The sequence below is a fragment of the Melghirimyces algeriensis genome, assembly GCF_900182565.1.
In the GTDB taxonomy this organism is placed as follows: Bacteria; Bacillota; Bacilli; order Thermoactinomycetales; family DSM-45169; genus Melghirimyces; species Melghirimyces algeriensis.
Window position 1 is genome coordinate 52,964 of record NZ_FXTI01000010.1, and the last position, 18,069, is coordinate 71,032.

The 18,069-nt window shown below is 46.0% G+C and carries 19 protein-coding genes, 1 pseudogene and 1 riboswitch; of the genes and pseudogenes, 15 read left to right on the forward strand and 5 right to left on the reverse strand.

Annotated elements, in window-relative coordinates:
- Window positions 1-13 precede the first annotated feature (13 nt).
- A complete protein-coding gene (locus tag FN782_RS13535) occupies window positions 14-940 on the reverse strand; it encodes a hypothetical protein (protein ID WP_142506342.1) in 927 nt (308 codons plus the stop codon).
- A gap of 269 nt (window positions 941-1,209) precedes the next feature.
- Here FN782_RS13535 and FN782_RS17325 point away from each other — a divergent pair, with 269 nt between their 5' ends.
- From FN782_RS17325 to sleB, 5 genes are all read left to right on the forward strand, one after another.
- Complete coding sequence (locus FN782_RS17325) at window positions 1,210-1,341, forward strand: hypothetical protein (protein ID WP_281285966.1); 132 nt, start codon at window positions 1,210-1,212, stop codon at window positions 1,339-1,341.
- A 310-nt stretch (window positions 1,342-1,651) separates the two neighbouring features.
- A complete protein-coding gene (locus tag FN782_RS13540) occupies window positions 1,652-1,861 on the forward strand; it encodes a ferredoxin (protein WP_142506343.1) in 210 nt (69 codons plus the stop codon).
- Window positions 1,862-2,063: 202 nt separating this feature from the next.
- Window positions 2,064-3,245, forward strand: coding sequence for an HAD family hydrolase (locus tag FN782_RS13545; RefSeq protein ID WP_246064965.1), 1,182 nt, complete (start codon window positions 2,064-2,066; stop codon window positions 3,243-3,245).
- 135 nt (window positions 3,246-3,380) lie between these two features.
- Window positions 3,381-3,998, forward strand: a complete 618-nt coding sequence (locus FN782_RS13550; RefSeq protein ID WP_142506345.1) for a superoxide dismutase — start codon at window positions 3,381-3,383, stop codon at window positions 3,996-3,998.
- A gap of 144 nt (window positions 3,999-4,142) precedes the next feature.
- Window positions 4,143-4,805, forward strand: a complete 663-nt coding sequence (gene sleB / locus FN782_RS13555; RefSeq protein ID WP_142506346.1) for a spore cortex-lytic enzyme — start codon at window positions 4,143-4,145, stop codon at window positions 4,803-4,805.
- A gap of 261 nt (window positions 4,806-5,066) precedes the next feature.
- On the opposite strand, the gene FN782_RS13560 is transcribed toward sleB, so the two are convergent.
- Complete coding sequence (locus FN782_RS13560) at window positions 5,067-5,783, reverse strand: LysR substrate-binding domain-containing protein (RefSeq protein ID WP_142506347.1); 717 nt, start codon at window positions 5,781-5,783, stop codon at window positions 5,067-5,069.
- Window positions 5,784-5,841: 58 nt separating this feature from the next.
- Window positions 5,842-5,931 (reverse strand): annotated as a pseudogene (locus FN782_RS17530) (LysR family transcriptional regulator); the annotation flags it as partial.
- Between the two features lie 122 nt (window positions 5,932-6,053).
- Between FN782_RS17530 and FN782_RS13570 the strand changes: the two are divergent.
- From FN782_RS13570 to FN782_RS13610, 9 genes are all read left to right on the forward strand, one after another.
- Window positions 6,054-7,097 carry an MFS transporter gene (locus FN782_RS13570; protein ID WP_185956315.1) on the forward strand — a complete coding sequence of 348 codons (1,044 nt, stop codon included), beginning with the start codon at window positions 6,054-6,056 and terminating at the stop codon, window positions 7,095-7,097.
- A 384-nt stretch (window positions 7,098-7,481) separates the two neighbouring features.
- Complete coding sequence (locus tag FN782_RS13575) at window positions 7,482-7,763, forward strand: alpha/beta-type small acid-soluble spore protein (protein ID WP_142506349.1); 282 nt, start codon at window positions 7,482-7,484, stop codon at window positions 7,761-7,763.
- A 208-nt stretch (window positions 7,764-7,971) separates the two neighbouring features.
- The gene (locus tag FN782_RS13580) at window positions 7,972-9,093 is read left to right on the forward strand and encodes an MGDG synthase family glycosyltransferase (RefSeq protein ID WP_142506350.1); all 1,122 of its coding nucleotides are present in this window, start codon (window positions 7,972-7,974) and stop codon (window positions 9,091-9,093) included.
- 115 nt (window positions 9,094-9,208) lie between these two features.
- Window positions 9,209-10,231, forward strand: coding sequence for a fumarylacetoacetate hydrolase family protein (locus FN782_RS13585; RefSeq protein ID WP_142506351.1), 1,023 nt, complete (start codon window positions 9,209-9,211; stop codon window positions 10,229-10,231).
- 95 nt (window positions 10,232-10,326) lie between these two features.
- A riboswitch (SAM riboswitch) is annotated at window positions 10,327-10,441 on the forward strand.
- 87 nt (window positions 10,442-10,528) lie between these two features.
- Window positions 10,529-11,794, forward strand: coding sequence for a homoserine dehydrogenase (locus tag FN782_RS13590; protein ID WP_185956316.1), 1,266 nt, complete (start codon window positions 10,529-10,531; stop codon window positions 11,792-11,794).
- A gap of 130 nt (window positions 11,795-11,924) precedes the next feature.
- Window positions 11,925-13,310 (forward strand): 23S rRNA (uracil(1939)-C(5))-methyltransferase RlmD, encoded by a 1,386-nt coding sequence (gene rlmD / locus FN782_RS13595; RefSeq protein ID WP_246064958.1) that lies wholly within the window; start codon window positions 11,925-11,927, stop codon window positions 13,308-13,310.
- 4 nt (window positions 13,311-13,314) lie between these two features.
- Complete coding sequence (locus tag FN782_RS13600; RefSeq protein ID WP_142506354.1) at window positions 13,315-14,907, forward strand: amidohydrolase; 1,593 nt, start codon at window positions 13,315-13,317, stop codon at window positions 14,905-14,907.
- A gap of 121 nt (window positions 14,908-15,028) precedes the next feature.
- Window positions 15,029-15,451, forward strand: a complete 423-nt coding sequence (locus FN782_RS13605) for a cell wall hydrolase (protein ID WP_142506355.1) — start codon at window positions 15,029-15,031, stop codon at window positions 15,449-15,451.
- Window positions 15,452-15,468: 17 nt separating this feature from the next.
- Window positions 15,469-15,777, forward strand: a complete 309-nt coding sequence (locus FN782_RS13610) for a spore coat protein GerQ (protein ID WP_185956317.1) — start codon at window positions 15,469-15,471, stop codon at window positions 15,775-15,777.
- Window positions 15,778-15,833: 56 nt separating this feature from the next.
- Here the strand turns inward: FN782_RS13610 and FN782_RS13615 are convergent, their stop codons facing one another.
- Window positions 15,834-16,274, reverse strand: a complete 441-nt coding sequence (locus tag FN782_RS13615) for a YtoQ family protein (protein ID WP_142506357.1) — start codon at window positions 16,272-16,274, stop codon at window positions 15,834-15,836.
- 190 nt (window positions 16,275-16,464) lie between these two features.
- Here FN782_RS13615 and FN782_RS13620 point away from each other — a divergent pair, with 190 nt between their 5' ends.
- Window positions 16,465-17,124: an FMN-dependent NADH-azoreductase gene (locus tag FN782_RS13620; RefSeq protein ID WP_142506358.1), complete on the forward strand. Its 660-nt coding sequence runs from the start codon at window positions 16,465-16,467 to the stop codon at window positions 17,122-17,124.
- Between the two features lie 350 nt (window positions 17,125-17,474).
- On the opposite strand, the gene FN782_RS13625 is transcribed toward FN782_RS13620, so the two are convergent.
- Complete coding sequence (locus FN782_RS13625) at window positions 17,475-18,068, reverse strand: hypothetical protein (RefSeq protein ID WP_142506359.1); 594 nt, start codon at window positions 18,066-18,068, stop codon at window positions 17,475-17,477.
- Between the last annotated feature and the right edge of the window lies 1 nt (window position 18,069).

Sequence of the window (18,069 nt, forward strand, 5' to 3'; positions counted from 1 at the left end):
GGGCAACACCTGTTTAACCCCTAAAATCTTCAAAGGAGGAGGGATCGAGAGGGGGCTCGGATGAATCTTCACAGTATGAGGCAGCAGCTTCTTGCATAGCAATCGATGCGGTTTCCCAAGCGTCCCATTCATGCAATGCAGGAACCTGGAATGTTTCTGATGTGGAAAGTTTGCGTGCCCGCTGGGCTTCCCGCTCCAGCCGAACAGCGAGTTGATGAAAACGGGCCCGGATATTTTGTTCCATAGATCCATTCGCCTGTTGGCGGCAATAACTTAAACAGTTGGGGCACATCATCCATTTTAGGGTTCCTTCCACATAAATATCGGCAAATATGGCTCCTGCAAAAAATCGGTCATTAATTTCGCAAAAGTCGCAAAACAATTCATTCTTTCCGGTCATAAAACCCAGTTTCACGCTGACTTGACGATGTTGTTTCTCTTTTCGAATATCCTGCCTCTTCTTCTGATCAATCATTTGAAAAAAATGATTGAACCACTTTTGCAGCCGAAGATAAGAAAACGGTTTTTTCATCTTCCGCAATTGGGCAATCGCTTTTTCAAAGGCAGATTTCCATTTGTGCTGGGTTTGTTGGGGACCCGGATCGGGAAGGGCAAGGGGGTTCTTTAAACCGGTGTGTTTTTGTTCCTCTGACTGTGATGTCGTTTCCCATCGCTTTGTTGGAAGGACAATTTCCTTCTTGTAATCTGAGCCATTCCTGTTTTTGCTTTCTTCAGTCAAGCAGCATTGTGCTTGTAACAATTCTTCATGATTGATCCAGTAAGTTCCGTCCTGTTCGATTCCCTGCAATTTTTCATTCAGAATCCAATCCTGCAGAGATTCCACCGGGATTTGCAGCTGGTCAGCGGCCTCGTCCAGCGTATAGCACCGTTTTTTGTGAGTGACTCCCTCACAGTCTTTTGTTTCGTATGGAAACAGCATGTTCCACATCCCTCTCTTTCAATCCATTATGATTATTCTTTACCAAAAGTCAGAGATTCCCTTCCGTCCTTACAAAACCGGACAAAAGAACAAGCACCTCGACAGTTGGGAACACAAGGGAGGATCTGAAGGGAGGATCGGCCCAATATACACAAAATTGACTCATAATCGCCCTGTTTTTGTCGTAAATCCGTTATTTCCTTCGGTGGGGAGCAGGGTAAGATAAAAGTGAACAAACCTGTAGGGATTGGCTTGGGAGGGAATAGAAAATGGTACTGGCAATAACGGTTGTTTTATCCGTTGTGGGCATTTGTGTATTGTTTGCTGCCATTCTATTTATGCTGATCGTGAAAGGAGACAAGATGGAGCTTCAGTCTTGGGAAGGGAATCATAATGAGTAAAAATAAAAAATGAAAACGTCTCTGTTGTAAAAAAGCTACTGAGTCAAAGCTCAGTAGCTTTTTTACAACACTTATATGCGACCTTTTATTAGGAACTCCACAGTTTTTTGTCTCAACTTCTCCCGGTTTATTCCCAACTCAGAGATAAGTAATAAAGGAACCTTCTTTTTCTATAGAAACACTCCGAAGGAAGAGTGCTTCAGCCTTTCCCGGTAGGTGTGATAAGATAATCATATGAAATCCTTTGAAATGGGGAACATCCATTCCTTCTCCGGGAGAAGATGCAATGGATGGGAAAGGAGGAAAAGGGATGAGAACCTGGGTAGATAAAGATACATGCATTGCCTGCGGAGCTTGTGGGGCGGCAGCTCCTGATGTATATGACTATGATGAGGAAGGAATCGCCTATGTCATCCTGGACAATAATGAAGGAACAGCTGAGGTTCCGGAAGAATTTCACGAAGATGTTCAGGATGCGCAAGAAGGGTGTCCTACCGATTCCATAAAAGTGGAGGAGTAATAAAAAACCCGGAGTCCTTCCGGGTTTTTTGTTTCCATTTGTTACTATGCAATGATAGAATAATTTTCAGGTAAATAAATCTAAAAAAGTTTATTTGAAGGAAAAATGAAATCAGAGGTTGGGATTGCACCTTTCCTTTGATAAAGTAATAATTAACCGAAATGGAGAAAGGATTATGGGGAGGTTCGGGAACGTGTATGAAATGATTCTCTTTGATGTAGACGGCGTTTTGCTGAGTGAAAAGCGCTGCTTTGATACGACCTGTTTATCGGTATGGGAGCTTTTATACAGTCCATATGCTTTGGGAATCGCTGGGGAAGATTTTCACCCGACTCCCGATGAAGAAACCATCAATCGGATTCGCCAGGATATACTGGATGAGGAGCGGATCTTAAATTGGCTAAAAAGCCGTGGTGTCAACTCCAACTGGGATATGGCAGCACTGCTCTTCAGTTTCCAACTTCAGGAGCTTTTGAAACAACTGATGGAAAAACAGCCGGATTATGTAACCGCTGTATTGAGGAAACCGCTGAATCGTGACGCCATTCAACGGATTGGTAAAATCGTTCGGGAAGAGGAACTAGCCTTTGATCCTGATTATGGGAAAGTGATCGAGGTAGTGAATGATGAATCGGTTGATCGGTTGGATCTGTTGTCCCGAATCAATCAACTGGCTGAAGAATGGTCCGGTGTGAAAACGCAAGTGTTTTCTCACGGAAGTGCTTTGTGGAATCTGTGCCGTGATGTCTATCAGGAATGGTATTTGGGCAAGGATCAATATAAAAAACAGGAGAACAAAACTCCGGTATACCCTGAAAAAGCAGGCTTTCTGGAACAGGAAATCCCTCTGGCTGAACCGAAAGAGATCCGGTCCATGCTGGATCAATTGATCCGTCGGGGAATTGAATTGGGGGTTGGAACGGGCCGTCCCGATCTTGAAACGAAAGTGCCCCTTGCGTCATTGGGTCTTTTGGAAGCCTTTGATTCAAACCGGATTGTAACAGCCAGCGATGTGGTAAGGGCAGAGGAAATTTATCCCGATCATGCTCCGTTGGGAAAACCCCACCCTTTTACCTATGTGAAGGCGTTTTTTGGAAGAAAGACCTCAGATACGCGAAGTGTGGCCGTACGGTTCCCGCTTTCCGGAGCGAAACGCGTTCTGATTGTCGGTGACTCGGTGGCGGATCTGTTGGCGGCCCAGCGCATGGGTTGTCATTTTGCCGCTGTGCTGACCGGTCCTTCTGGGCAGAAAGCACGGGATACATTTGAAGAGATGCAAGCAGATTATATTTTGGATCATGTTTTGGACCTTCTTCCCCTGATTGAACGGCTGGAGACGGAAAGCAGGAAAAAACAGGTGACAGAACCAACCGAAATAGACTGAATTTGCATAGGTAATCCGATTGATATTCTTTTATGTTTTCTGCATAATAAGAACGGGTACGGTTTAAATAGGAGGCACTTGTTTATCTGATGAAGTGCTTTTCCAAAACGATTACATATTCAGGAGGGTTTAAGTATGGCAAAACACGAACTGCCCGAACTTCCTTATTCCCCGGACGCACTGGAACCTTATATTGATAAAGAAACCATGGAAATTCACCATGGCCGTCACCACAAAACCTATGTGGACAAACTGAATGCTGCTCTTGCCACACATGTAGAGTTGCAAAATGTTTCCTCCAAACAGCTTCTGGAGAAACTGGATGAGCTTCCAGAAAGCATCCGGACCGCTGTTCGCAATAACGGAGGAGGGCATGTAAACCATTCTCTGTTCTGGCAGATTATGAGCCCCAATGGCGGTGGCGAACCCACAGGTGAATTGGCAGAAGCCATTAATGAAACCTTTGGAAGCTTTGAGAAATTCAAGGAAGAATTCTCCAATGCCGCTGTAGGTCGTTTTGGTAGCGGTTGGGCATGGCTGATTGTGAAGAAGGACGGTTCTTTGGCTGTCATTAATACGTTGAATCAAGACAGTCCATACATGAATGGAGATACACCGATCCTGGGGCTGGATGTCTGGGAGCATGCCTATTACCTGAAATACCAGAACAAACGTCCGGATTATATCAAAGCATGGTGGAACGTGGTCAATTGGGAGGAAGTACAAAGACGTTATCTTGAAGCTAAAAAATAATCATTGTTCCAGGATGCACGGTATGTTGCTGTGCATCCTTTTTGGTTTGGACTTCCATTATTAACAATTTTTATTCATTGAGCTGATTCCATCCTCTGTATATAATTCCTCTGTGTGTAAAAGGTTTGAAGGAGGAATAACAGGATGAAAAGATGGATCAGCCTTTGCATAGCGATTGCTGCCGCTCTGATCGGTTCTGTGTTCCCCTTCGGGAACCCGACAGCGGAAGCAGCTGCTCCAACCATGGTGCATTACGGCAGTCAGAACGGAGATGTATGGGATGTGCAAGCCCGTTTAAATAGATTGGGATATCCGACAACGTTGGATGGAATTTATGGTCTGGAGACGGAACGTCAAGTGATTGAATTTCAAAAAGATCATCGTCTTCGGATCGATGGAATCGTCGGACCGGAAACCTGGGCCCATCTAAAAAAGACACAACCCACCAAGGTCAGCCGTGATGAACGGATGTGGATGGCACGAGCTGTATACAGTGAAGCGCGCGGAGAACCTTACAAAGGTCAAGTCGCTGTGGCAGCTGTGGTTCTGAATCGTCTGCAATCGGATCAGTTTCCCAATACTGCCAAGGGAGTGATCCTTGAAGAAGGAGCATTTACTGCGGTTTCCGATGGACAGATCTGGTTGAAACCTGATCATGAAGCCCATCGTGCTGTACAGGATGCGATCAATGGTTGGGACCCCACAGAAGGGGCACTCTATTACTTCAATCCAGATACAGCAACGTCCGACTGGATTTGGAGCCGTCCGCAGATTAAAAAAATAGGAAAGCATATTTTCGCCAGATAATCATTCTCGAAGCTGTCTTCAAGGACAGCTTGAGGTTCATGACAAAGTGGGGGAGAGGGGATTTCCGTCTCCGCATCTCTTTCCTCCAGCAAAGAAGAGGAAGGAGTCCGCTTCACCCCCTCCGGTCCCAACCAGCGGCCAAAAGGGAAAAGCAAGTTGTCCGCTGGTTGGGACCGGAGGGGGTTCCGCTGAGTTGTCGGAAAAGGATGCTCCACCGGATATCCCCTTCTTATTATTTTTGTCAACAGTCTCAAGCTGTCTTCAAGGACAGCTTTTTCTTTTGGAATGGTGATCCACCGAATGATTCAAAAGGTCCATAAAATGAGTGATGGCCGCGGTTTGTTGAATATCGTTTCGTTGAATATAGACGGTGGTTGCATAACGGTAATCGTCAGGGAGAGGGTGAAGTTTGATTTGCTTACTATTTTGTGCAACTGAACGGGATACAAGGGCAACACCGAGTCCCGCCCTCACACATCCTAACAGGCCATCCAATGTGCCCAATTCCATCCGCTTTATTGGACGAATTCCCTCAAGCCGTAACCATTGCTCCAGCAAGGACCGATAGTAGCATCCTGTATGAAAAACCAGAAGAGTTAGGTCTTGAAGGTCACTGGGAGTTCGAATGGGCTCCTGGTGAATGGATGAGATTAACACCAGCTCTTCTTTCACAAAAACGGTTGTATTTAAATCCGAGTGCTTGACAGGACCTGCAATGAAAGCGCCGTCTAGTTCATGGCGGAGTACCTGCTCCATCAACTGTTCCGAAGAAGCGGTTGTCAACGATAGTTCCACATCTGGACAGTGCTGATGATATTTCACCAACAGTTCCGGCAGGTAAACCGCGGCTGTCGACTCTGTGGAACCTAACTTTAAAGGTCCTTGCGGAATATGAAATGCATTTTTTGCGTCGCTTACCCATTGTAAAATCTGGTCTGCGTATTGAATCAGAATCCTTCCGGAGTGAGTTAATGTCATTCCCCTTCGGTTGCGGTGGAATAACTCCGTATTTAACTCCTTTTACCAATTGCTTCAACCGATTTGTCACATTGGATTGTACATAGTTTAATTCTTCTGCTGCTTTGGTTACACTTTTATGTCGTGCTACCGACTGAAAACATTGCAAGTCACGGATATCTATTTGATGATCCTACCTCTGTATTCATTTTTTATGATACAACATATCTTCATTCATCATTTTACATGATAAAACCTTCTTCTTACACTTTAACGAGAGGAGGGATCGTCATGCGCTTTTTTACAGTTTCCAACCAGGGAACACTCCGTTGGGTATTTTTGGGTTTGGCTACCTGGGTTCAAGCTTCTGCCACATTGGTAACTTATGGGGTAGGTCCGTTAGCAGCTATTTGGCAACAGGAACTTTCCCTGTCTCAAGCACAGGTTGGCTTGTTGATTTCTGCCGTCAACATGGGTCCTCTTGTATCGATGATGTGGATCGGTCAAGCACTCGATCGGTATGGAGAACGCTGGATCATAGGTGCTGGATCTCTATTGCTTGGTCTTACCATGGGAGTGGTTTCTCTGATCAACGATTACACAATGTTGCTTTTCTTTATTTTTCTGGTGGGAATCCATTATGGAACAGCACAACCAGGTGGTAGTAAAGTGGTGATGAAGTGGTTTAACTTAAAACAAAGAGGACTTGCCATGGGCATTCGCCAAGCAGGAATTCCGATTGGAGGAGCTGTGGCAGGATGGTTTATTCCGCTACTCAGCACCCGGTATGATTGGCCGGTTGCTGTCCTGTTTCAAGCGGTATTGGCGGTGGTCGGCGGGTTGGTATTTCTTTTTTTCTATAAAGATCCGAATACAGAAGAGATAAATGATAAAGGGGATAACGGTCTTTGGTCCGAATGGAAAAAGCTGCTCAGAAAAAAGCAGTTGTATCCGCTTCTTTTTGCAGGTTGGACGCTTGTCTTCTTACAACTGGTGTTACTCACACATTTAATGATTTATTTAAAAACCCATGTGACCGGGATGACAATTGTGTCCGCTGGGCAAATGTTGACCGTAAGCTTGTTGTTTGGAATGGCGGGTCGTATTACATTGGCCTGGCTCAGTGATAAAGCATGGAATGGAAACCGAATCCGACCGCTTCTGCTGTCGATCGGATTATCCGTCGTCGGTTTATTTTGTTATCCTTACCCAAAGAAACACCCACCTGGGCATTGTTTTTCATTTGCGCTTGACTGGTTTTTTTGGGGATCGGGTGGTATAGCTTGTTTATCGCAGAAGTTGCTGAAACATCCAGTCAACGCTCCATTGCATTGACTGTTAGTTACGCATTGACTCTGAACCAAACAGCAATTATAGCTGGGCCTGTCATATTTGGATTTTTGGTGGATTGGCACAATTCCTATGTATTGCCATGGATTATACTGGCTAACCTTTTATCTGTAAGCGGGGTTTGGCTTTGGTGGAGTGAACACATTTCAACTCCCAACAAAGGACGAACATTGCGGAAACATTTCTAAAATCGATGTGTCGGGTTCTTTTATGGTAAAATAAGGGATTGATGGAATGAAATTATTTTTTTGTTTGCAACCGTTTCAACCAAACTAAGAAGACCCCCTTGCTGTTTCCTTTGGGATCGATTAACAAGAAATGTAAAGCGGTCATATGATTTTTCTTTATGCTTGAGGAGGTGTTTCCCATATGGCCCGTAGACGCCGAAACCAGCTTTTAGTGCCTGAAGCGAGAGCGGAAATGGAGCGTTTGAAAGCTCGTGTGGTAAGTGACCAAACCGGTAAGGTTCTGCACAACTCCGTTGAGACCAAAGCAGAGATGGCTCGTCAGGCAGGTGTTTCTTTTCAGCCAAAAGGGTACAATGGAGACATGAAGACCGAGGAAGCTGGCAAAATGGGAGGATCGGTTGGAGGGCAAATGGTTAAAGAATTGGTAAAAATGGCAGAGGAAGAATTGAGTAAAAGAAAATGAAATTTCTCCTGAAATGGGCTGATTCCCAGAGGCTGATTGGTTTGTTCCATCTGGGTTCAACCCCATTTTTTAAATACCCTTTGTCACATTTTTGGATTCATGGTAAATTAGGCAAAGTTGGGTTAAAATTTTCGTTGATTTTATTTGAAGATCCCGTTTTTCGTGGGAACATCCTTCATAATGGTGGGAGAATGGGGGGAGAAAAATAATGGAGCGTGTGATCATTCTTACAATGGGGTTTGGTACGGGACATAACGCAGCGGCCCAAGCAGTTGCCGATGAATTTCAACAATCCGGTGTGGTTGTGAAAATAGTCGATCTGTTGGAACTGGTGCCCAGTAAGTTTCATCCATTTTTACAGTCCGGATACAGCCAAATGTTAAACCGTTTTCCCTCGTTTTATCATTATCTTTATGACAGTACGTCTCAATCACGGATTCTCCGGTCTGTTTCAAAAGGATTTATTGAAAAGATGGGTTGGATGATCCGGAAAAAGCTGATTCATACGTTGGATCACTTTCACCCCACCCGTTTAGTGACCACCCACCCTTTTTCCCTGTTGTTACTTCCTTCTAAATGGAGGCAATTGCCCTCCACTGGTGTGATTACAGATTATGAACTGCATCCGCTATGGTTAGCGCGGGTCCCCAATATTCTGTGTATACCGCCTCGTTTGCTTCAACGCGGGGAGCTGGATCGTTTGAAATGGCAGACGGGATGTCAGGCAGTGGAAACGGGAATTCCCTGTAACCCCCGTTTCCGAGAACGGATATCCACACAGGAAGCCCGACAGCGGTTACATTTTAGGGGAGATATTCCTTTGATTCTCGTAATGGGCGGTGGATTGGGCTGTGGTCCTTTTCCTTCTCTGGTAAAGGAATTAAGCCATATGGACCGTTCCACTCAAATCCAGGTATTGACAGGAAAAAATGAAAAACTGTACCAGGATCTGTCCAGACGGTTTTATGCTGGACGGGTGCGTGTGGATTCCTATCGGGAGGATGTCTCTCTACTGATGGATGCTGCAGATCTCCTGGTGACGAAGCCAGGAGGATTAAGCGTAACAGAAGCAATGGTCAAACAAGTTCCCATGCTGTTGTTTGAAGCATTTCCCGGACAAGAGATTGCCAACCAGAAATATCTTGTTCGACAAGGGGTTGCGTTGCATGCGCGTCCAGAAACAGTTGGCAGGTTGGCAAAACACCTTTTGACTCATCCTGAGCAACGAAAGGAAATGGCCAAACGTCTGGGTGTACTGGCTCGTCCCAATGCTGCCAGACGGATTGTCAAAGAATCACTTCAGGTAAAGCGACTCTTTTCCGTACTGTGAATAAGAATAAAAAACACACAGAGTCCCATTTAGCGGGGCTTTTTTCTTTATCCAAAAAACACTTGCCAATATTCTCTTTTTAAGAATATGCTGAATGAAAAGGGGGGATGGATCGATGAAACTTGTTACATATATTGCGAAAGAAAGGGCACTACCCATCAGTAGCGGTCGCCTTCCAAAGGAGGCACGGATTGGTTGGGTGCAAGAGGAAATGATTGTGGATATCGGATTGGCTCAACAGTGGGCAGTCTTCAATCATGGTCTTCCGAAGACCCAGATTCTCCCTACAGATATGCAGTGTTTTTTGGAGACGGGTTCTCAAGGGTTGGAGACTCTTTCCCAAGTAGCTGAAACCGTCGACGGAAAGGACCTTCGTTCTCTTCAGGTGGAAGGGAAACTGGTCGCTCGATCCATGCAAACGGTGACTTTATTATCACCGCTTCCAACACCTCGAAGCTTTCGGGATTTTTATGCTTTTGAACAGCATGTCAAGACAGCGCGAGCGAAGAGGGGACTGGATATGGTCCCGGAATGGTATGAGATTCCCGTTTTCTATTTTTCCAATCCGTATACAATGATTGGGCCTGAAGCAGCAGTAGAAAAACCTTGGAACACAGAAGAGTTGGATTATGAATTGGAGGTGGCTTGTGTCATTGGAAAAGCAGGAAAAGATCTTTCGGTAGAACAGGCGATGGATTATGTTGCAGGGTTTTGTATCCTAAATGATTGGAGTGCGAGGGATTTACAACGAAAGGAGATGAAAGTGGGTCTGGGTCCTGCGAAAGGGAAGGATTTTGCCACTTCCCTGGGTCCTTGGTTGGTCACCTTGGATGAATTGGAAGATCGCCGATCTGAAAATGAATTGGATCTGACAATGGTTGCACGAGTGAACGGGCAGGAACTTTCCAGAGGAAATGTCCGGGATTTAACGTATTCCTTTGCACAGATGATCGTACAGGCTTCGCGAAACTGTCCCTTGCAGCCGGGAGATCTAATTGGCTCCGGTACGGTAGGGACGGGATGTATTCTGGAGTTGGGGACAGATGTTCATCGCTGGTTGGAACCCGGTGATGAGGTGGAGCTGGAGGTTGAGAGGTTGGGAGTACTGAAAAACAAGGTTGTTGACTCCTCATGTTGAAAGGATTCCATGGTGGAAGCTCTCTTAATAAAAACATTTGACAGAAGGTTTTTATCTGCTACATAATGATAAACAACTGAATAGAATGGATCTGCTCGTTATCCAGAGAGGTGGAGGGACTGGCCCGATGAAACCCGGCAACCCGCCCGCGCGAAATACGCGGGTATGGTGCCAATTCCTGCAACGTCCGGTGGCGTTGAGAGATAAGGAGTGGGAAGACGGTTTTGCGATATGTGTCGAATACAGTCAACCCCCTCTTTATAGAGGGGGTTTTTTATTCATGGAGGAGGAGAAGCTGTGAATCAGATTGGAGTGGGATTATTAGGTTTTGGTACAGTGGGTTCAGGTGTGTTTCATGCTCTCAGGTCTCAGGAAGATGTGATTTTCCGACGGACAGGAACTTCATTGAAGGTGCGGACCGTTTTGGTTCAAAATCATGAAAAAAAGAGAATCCCGGATGTGCGCTCCATTCTCACCACGGACTTTTCTGATGTATTAAAAACGGATATTCAAGTGGTGGTAGAGGCGATGGGTGGAGTGGAACCCGCTCTGACTTATGTAAAACAGGCGATGGAAATGGGGTTGCACATTGTGACAGCCAATAAGGAATTGGTAGCCAAACACGGGGTGGAACTTGAACGAACAGCCCGTCGAAAGGGTGTGCAATTCCTCTGTGAAGCCAGTGTGGGCGGGGGTATTCCGGTTTTAGGGACTTTGTTGCATTTTCTAAAAAGCAATCGAATCTATCGAATATCCGGTATTCTCAATGGAACCACCAACTATATTTTAAGCCGGATGAGCGATGAGGGGGATTCGTTTGAACAGGTATTGGAAGAGGCTCGGAGACAGGGATATGCTGAAGCAGATCCCACAGCCGATATCGATGGGTTTGACGCTGCCTATAAGCTGTCCATACTTGGCCGGATCGCTTTTGAGGCTGATGTCCCGGTATCAAACATACGAAGAGAAGGGATTCGGGATGTGACAGCGTTAGAATTGAATTTGGCTCGTCGGTTAGGGTATACGATTAAGCTATTGGCGGTGGGGGAGCAGTATGGAGAGAACGGACCCATCACTTTAGGAGTGGAGCCGACGTTGCTTTCGATCACACATCCGTTGGCATCCGTTCATGGCATTTATAACGCCATTCATTTGGAAGGCGATGTGGTTCAGGATTTGACTTTGGTTGGACAAGGAGCGGGAGATTTACCCACATCCAGTGCGATATTAGAAGATTTGTGCAATCTATTTGTTCTCTCCCCGCCAAAACGTTCCCTGTCCAGAGAACCGTTGCTGTTGCCTGAAGAACAACGGGGAGGGGTCCGTTTTGTTTGCCTGGAACCTTCCCAAACGTCAGAGGATCTGAATGCAAACGAGTTGCGACAACGCCTTCAATCCATCGGGCTCCCAGTGGAAGATACGGTGGTTTCTCCGGAAGGAGGGGCAGCATTTATTATTCATCGGTGGCATCCCTCTTTCCCATCCGTTCTGGTGGCAGAATTGGGATGGGATATATCCAGGATGACGATTCGTCCTGTTCATGGGGCCAAACGTGTTTATTAGGGGTCGTGATGGACAGTGGACCCTCTCCCGAACCAATGAATCGTCATTTTACCGCTTTCAAGTTTGAGAAGGCGTGCTGGGTTTCGGTACAATGAAAGGAACGACTGTTTATTGGAGAAGAGGATGGAGTATGAAAGGGATTCGCTTAAAAAAGGGACAAGTGATTGATCTACCTGTTCGTCGTTTGGGAATCAATGGAGAAGGAATCGGTTTTTATCAAAAACAGGTGGTGTTTGTCGAAGGAGCGATTCCGGGAGAAACGGTTCGGACGCGGATTGCTGAGGTATATTCCAAGTATGTTCGCGGGAAAATATTGCAATTGAAAAAAGCCTCCCCTCATCGAGTAAAAGCGCCTTGTCCGGTTTTTCGGGAGTGTGGGGGGTGTCAACTGCAACACATCAACTATCCCAAACAACTGGAATTGAAACGGGAGTTGGTGGTGGAAACTTTTTCGCGATATACCGGCAGAAAAGATATTCCCATTCAAGAAACGATTGGGATGGAGACTCCTTGGAATTATCGAAACAAGGCTCAACTGCCACTTAAGAATCTGGATTCCCGTTTGGTGATGGGGCTCTATGCTGCCGGTTCGCATCGCTTAATTGATGTGGGAAACTGTGGGGTTCAACATCCATTAACCAATCAGATCCTGGAAACAACAAGGAAAGTATTGGAAGAAATGTCGGTACCGGTCTATCATGAAAAAAAACATCGAGGCACTATTCGCTATCTGGCTACCCGGATTGGGTTGACAACAGGGGAGGCGCAATTGATCCTCATCAGTCGCACATCCCATCTTCCGTATGAGGCGGAAGTGGTGAGGCGGTTGCGAGAACGTCTTCCTCAGGTGGTTAGCATTGTAGTCAATGTGAATCCCCAACGAACCTCCAGGGTGTTTGGTGAAAAAACGCGCGTCCTCTGGGGGGAGGAAAAGATGAAAGAAAAGCTGGGGTCGCTCACTTTTGCTCTCTCCGCTCCGGCTTTTTTTCAACTCAATCCGGTTCAGACAGTAAAGTTGTATGATGAAGTGAAACGGCTTGCGGGTCTTACCGGCCGGGAAACACTGGTGGATGCTTATTGTGGGTCGGGAACCATTGGGTTATGGTTGGCTCACAAAGTGAAACAGGTTAGGGGGATGGATACCGTCCCGGAAGCGATTGAGGATGCACGGGAAAATGCCCGCATCAATGGAATTGAGAATGTAACATATGATGTAGGGGCTGCGGAGAACCTGCTTCCTGATTGGTTGGATCAGGGGTTTCGTCCGGATGTGGTGGTGGCGGACCCTCCCCGAACAGGACTTGGGAAAGCGTTTATGGAAGCACTCATCCGTATTCAGGTTCCCCGTTTTGTTTATGTTTCCTGTAATCCATCTACTTTGGCCAAAGATTGCAACCGTTTGATCCAATCCGGTTATCGGGTAGAGGCGGTTGTTCCGGTGGATATGTTTCCCCAGACCTCTCAAGTGGAGTGTTGTACACTGTTGGTGCACGAATCCTCAAGCAGGGAAGGGTGAAAGCATGGCAAGTCAAATCTATTTCAATGGCCGGATTTGTACCTTGGACCCCAAAAATCCCCAAGCTGAAGCAGTTCTGGTGGAGGAAGGAAGAGTGAAGGCCGTTGGCTCCACAGAGGAAATCCTCCTTCAGTCAGGACGGGCTGGTGTTACCCGCTTCGACCTGGAAGGGGGATATGTTTATCCCGGTCTGACAGACAGTCATCTTCATCTGATGGGACATGGAATGAAATTATCCATGCTGGATTTATCCGCTGTTCGGTCAAAAGAGGAACTTTTGTATATCGTGCGGGAACGTGCTGTACAGGTTCCGGAAGGATCATGGGTGTTGGGATTCAATTGGGATGAAAACAAGTTTTCCGTTCCGGTCCCACCGATGAAGGAAGAATTGGACGAAGTATCCCCCAACCGGCCTGTGATCCTCAGTCGGGTGTGTTATCATGTACACGCAGTAAACAGTGCTGCTCTCCGGGCCGCAGGTATTTTCCGGGAAATATCCGATCCGTCAGACGGTAAATACGGAAGAGATCTGGATGGTGAATTGAATGGGTTGGTTTATGAAAATGCCTCTCAGCCGATTTTTGATGCGATTCCCCCTTGGACGTTGACGGAGCGGATGAATTTTGCTCGAATTGGAGCCCAGGATGCATTATCGAAAGGGCTGACCGGGGTACATACTGAGGATTTGCGTTCGGCTAAACGCGTGAAAGACTTGATTCATATTTTTGAAGGATTGCTGGAAGAAGGAGTACGATTGCGAACGCATCACTTGGTCTATTACCCTTTTCTTCAGGAATTTCAAGAGATCGCAAGGAATTTGTCTTACAAGGATCAATGGTTTCGATTTGGGGCTGTCAAGCTGTTTGCTGATGGCTCTTTTGGTGGCAGGACTGCCTTGTTGTCCCAACCTTATGCAGACGATCCATCCACTTGTGGATTTGCTGTTCATACAGAGCAGGAGTTGGAGGAGCGAGTCCGGAAAGTACGGACTGCCGGGATGCCCATTGCCATTCATGCCATTGGAGACAAAGCCGCAGAAATGGCAATCCAGGCGATGGAAAACCAACCGTTCATCCATGGAAACTTGCGGGATCGATTGGTTCATGGTCAAATTCTTCGAGAGGACTTATTGGATCGAATGGTACGGATGCCATTGGCGGTCGATATCCAACCTCGGTTTGTGGCGAGCGACTTTCCCTGGGTGATGGACCGATTGCCTCGTCCACTGTTTCATACCGCTTATGCATGGAAAAGCTTGTTAAACAAAGGGATTCCTATCGGTGGAGGAAGTGATGCTCCCATTGAGCCGATTGACCCCCTTTTGGGGATGCATGCAGCGATCACCCGACGTTCTCCGGAAGGGAAAGAGGTGTATATGCCGGAACAGAAGTTGACCCCCCTTGAAGCCCTTTCTCTTTTTACCATTGGAAGTGCCCAGGCTGCGGGTGAAGAAAAGGAACGGGGTACGATCAGCATAGGAAAATATGCAGATCTGTCTGTTTTTGACCGGGATCTTCTTTCGCCAGAACCGGATTCGATCCTGGAGGCGACACCGCTTCTCACGGTGGTAAACGGTGAAGTGGCTTATCAAGTATAAAATTTATGAATGTTTATTTTTGTCAGTAGTTTCAAATGCTCCTCTTTTGCTGTAATCTCTGCCGGCAATGCCGGTTCTTTTTTTACTTTCAGGCGAATAGAGTGGAGTTGGGGTGACAGATATGGCTCGAGTGCGAACGAACAGTGCACAAACCAAATTGTTGGCTCGACTGATGCGGGCAGAAGCGGAAGGAGAAGGGGATATTGGCATGCTCCTGGTGGGAAATGTCGGGGTGAACCGGGTGGTGGCCGATTGTTTGGACTTTGATGATATTCGGACGATCAAGCAGATGGTGTTTCAATCACCGGGTGGGTTTGAAGCGGTTCAGAAACCATATTTCTACCAACGGGCCCGAAATCGGGAAATTCGGCTGGCTAACCGGGTGATCCAGGGAGAGCGAAGGGACCCTGCCTCCAATGCCTTGTGGTTTTTCCGACCGACGGGAGCTTGTCCTGCGCGTTGGTTTAACCAGGTACAGAGCGGTCGGTATAAAGCGCATTGCTTCTATCTTCCCACGTATGCTGATTGCCCATCTGTTTATTAATGAAAGGGGGAAAAGACGTGTATTGGTATCAACATCCTTTTCACACAGCATCTGAAGGCTGGGTTTCACAGCGGAGAGAAGAGAGAGTCTATACAGAAGATCTGTTGAATCGAAATATTGGAAAATTGATTACATTTTATCTGACATACGAAAATAATCGGGAGTGGAATGCGAAGGTCCTGACAGGAGAATTGCGGGAAGTGGGACGGGACTTTGTTCTGGTTCGGGATCAAAAAACGGGGAAGGATCATATTTTGATGAATATTAATATTGATTATTATGTCTTTGAAAAGCAACCTGCCCGTTTGGTAGAACCGCGCCAATAACGGAATTAAAAATCTGCTGACTTAAAAGCAGTCAGCAGATTTTGCATTTCAATACATTATTCCAGGACATAGGCCAAAGCATCCAATGCCTGATCCGGCGTTTCCACGACAACTTGTGCTCGTTGGGCCAGTTCTTTCAAAGGATGAACAAGCCCTTCAGGGCGTACCAAAATCAAAGGTTTTCCGGATTGGATGGCGGTGGCTGCGTCCATGGCGGTATTCCACTGTCTGTACTTCTCTCCAAACAAGGCAATCACGACATCTGCTTTTTCCATCCAGATTCGGGTTCGAAGATTGTTAAATTCCGACGCAGCCTGGTCTCTATAGACGGGATTGGGCTGCTTTCCTTTTATTTGTTCGCCGATATCATCAGATCGGTCATGATTTTCCTGAGGTCCTTTCAGAATCAGGGGAAGCCCACGTTCCTTCGCTTTTTGTCGGAATTGTTCGCGCCAATCATCGTGAATCTGTCCCGCTAGGTAGACAATCAGTTCCATCATATGTCTCCTTTCTAGAAAAGCTGTGTCAACCTTGCTTCTTTTGGCTTCATTCCTATTTTAGCAAATCATGAATCTTTGTATATAGATCGGGTGAAATGAATCACTTGACAAAAGTAAGTAATACATCTATCATTACTTATATAAAGTTAGTTCCTGAATATTTTTCAGTAAAGAAAGGTGAAATGTTATGGGCAAAGTATTGTATATAACGGCCAACCCAAAGGCTGCGAAGGATTCCTACAGCTTGACGGTTGCTGATGAAGTCATTCGTACTTACCGGAAAATCAATTCTGCTGATGAAGTGATTCATCTGGATCTTTTCCAAGAGGAAATCCCATTGATTGACGGAGATATCCTGGAGGCTTGGGGGAAACTGGGCTCCGGTGCTTCGTTTGAATCCTTGACGGATTCACAACAGAAAAAAGTGGCAAGACAAAACGAGTTGTTGGAACAGTTTATGGAAGCGGATCGATATGTTATTGCGATTCCGATGTGGAATTTTGGGGTACCACCATTGATGAAGGCCTATATTGATAATGTTGCCATTGCCGGGAAGACATTTAAATATACGGAAGAAGGACCTGTAGGTCTTCTCCAAGGGAAAAAAGCATTGATTGTTCAGGCATCGGGTGGTGTATACAGTGAGGGACCAGCTGCTGAACTGGATTTTGCCAGCCGTTCTTTGAAAGCTGTCCTGAATCTTGTGGGTGTTACAGATGTAGAAACGGTCTATGTGGAAGGTGTGAGCCAGTATCCCGATCAGGTGGATGAGATCCGGGAAAAAGCCATTAAACAGGCAAATGAGAAAGCGAAAACATTTGCCCAGGACACCGTTGTTCCGTCTTAATAAATCAGTGAGAACCAGCTTCGTCGATTTTTTGACCGGATGAGCAATCCTGGCGATTCCGGAGCAGAGGTTAACGGGTCTAACCCGTTTCAGATATACGCTGCTTGACGAGGGAAAACGACGAAACCGTCATAAGAAAAGGGGGAGCTGTGGAGGCTCCCCCTTTTCGTTACTTGTTTTTAAAGAATTTCGACCAATTACGTACAGCAGCAACCACAAACCAAACCAAAAACGCAACCAAAGCAAGGTTGATAAGTATACCGTGTATACTTATGCTATACATTACCACACCTCCTTTACATATATTGTATAAAAGAAGAAAACCCCTAGATAGGGGTTTTCTTTGTCAATTACGGTGCAGTTAGGTTGAAAGACCCGCCTGAATAGTAGAACTTTGCATTAGCTGTAGTGTGAGCATACGCCACCGAAGCAGAATACTTATCTGTTTGAGCGTTCTTACAACTAGACCGTTTACAGGTAACATCAAGAGTATTGCTATACACTTTTCCAATACCGCCAGATCCGATGATACCATATGCCGTATGTTTCCCGTACATATAGATCTTCTTTAGCTTCTTAGCCCCACTTGTTTTCTTAGCAGTATAGTTAACGCCCCATGTGTTGGTTGCCAAATAGTGGTTTGCGGTCACACTTCCCCGCAGTGAAACTCGCAAGCCACTAATGCCTCCACTACGTTTAAAGTGGTTCGTCTTAAGAATACCTATTCCTCCAGATCTGCCATTAGCATGTTCTTTGACAAACTCAGCATCCTCCTTACTCAACATTTCTCCAACCTTGTACTTCCTGTCGATTTCATCCATTTTTGCGTCAACAGTGTTTACAATGGACGGCTTTTCTTCAACAACAGTGTCAGCATTTGCAATGCTAACTCCCGAAAACACAGAAACAACCATACACATGCTTAAAAATAAAATCCTCTTCATT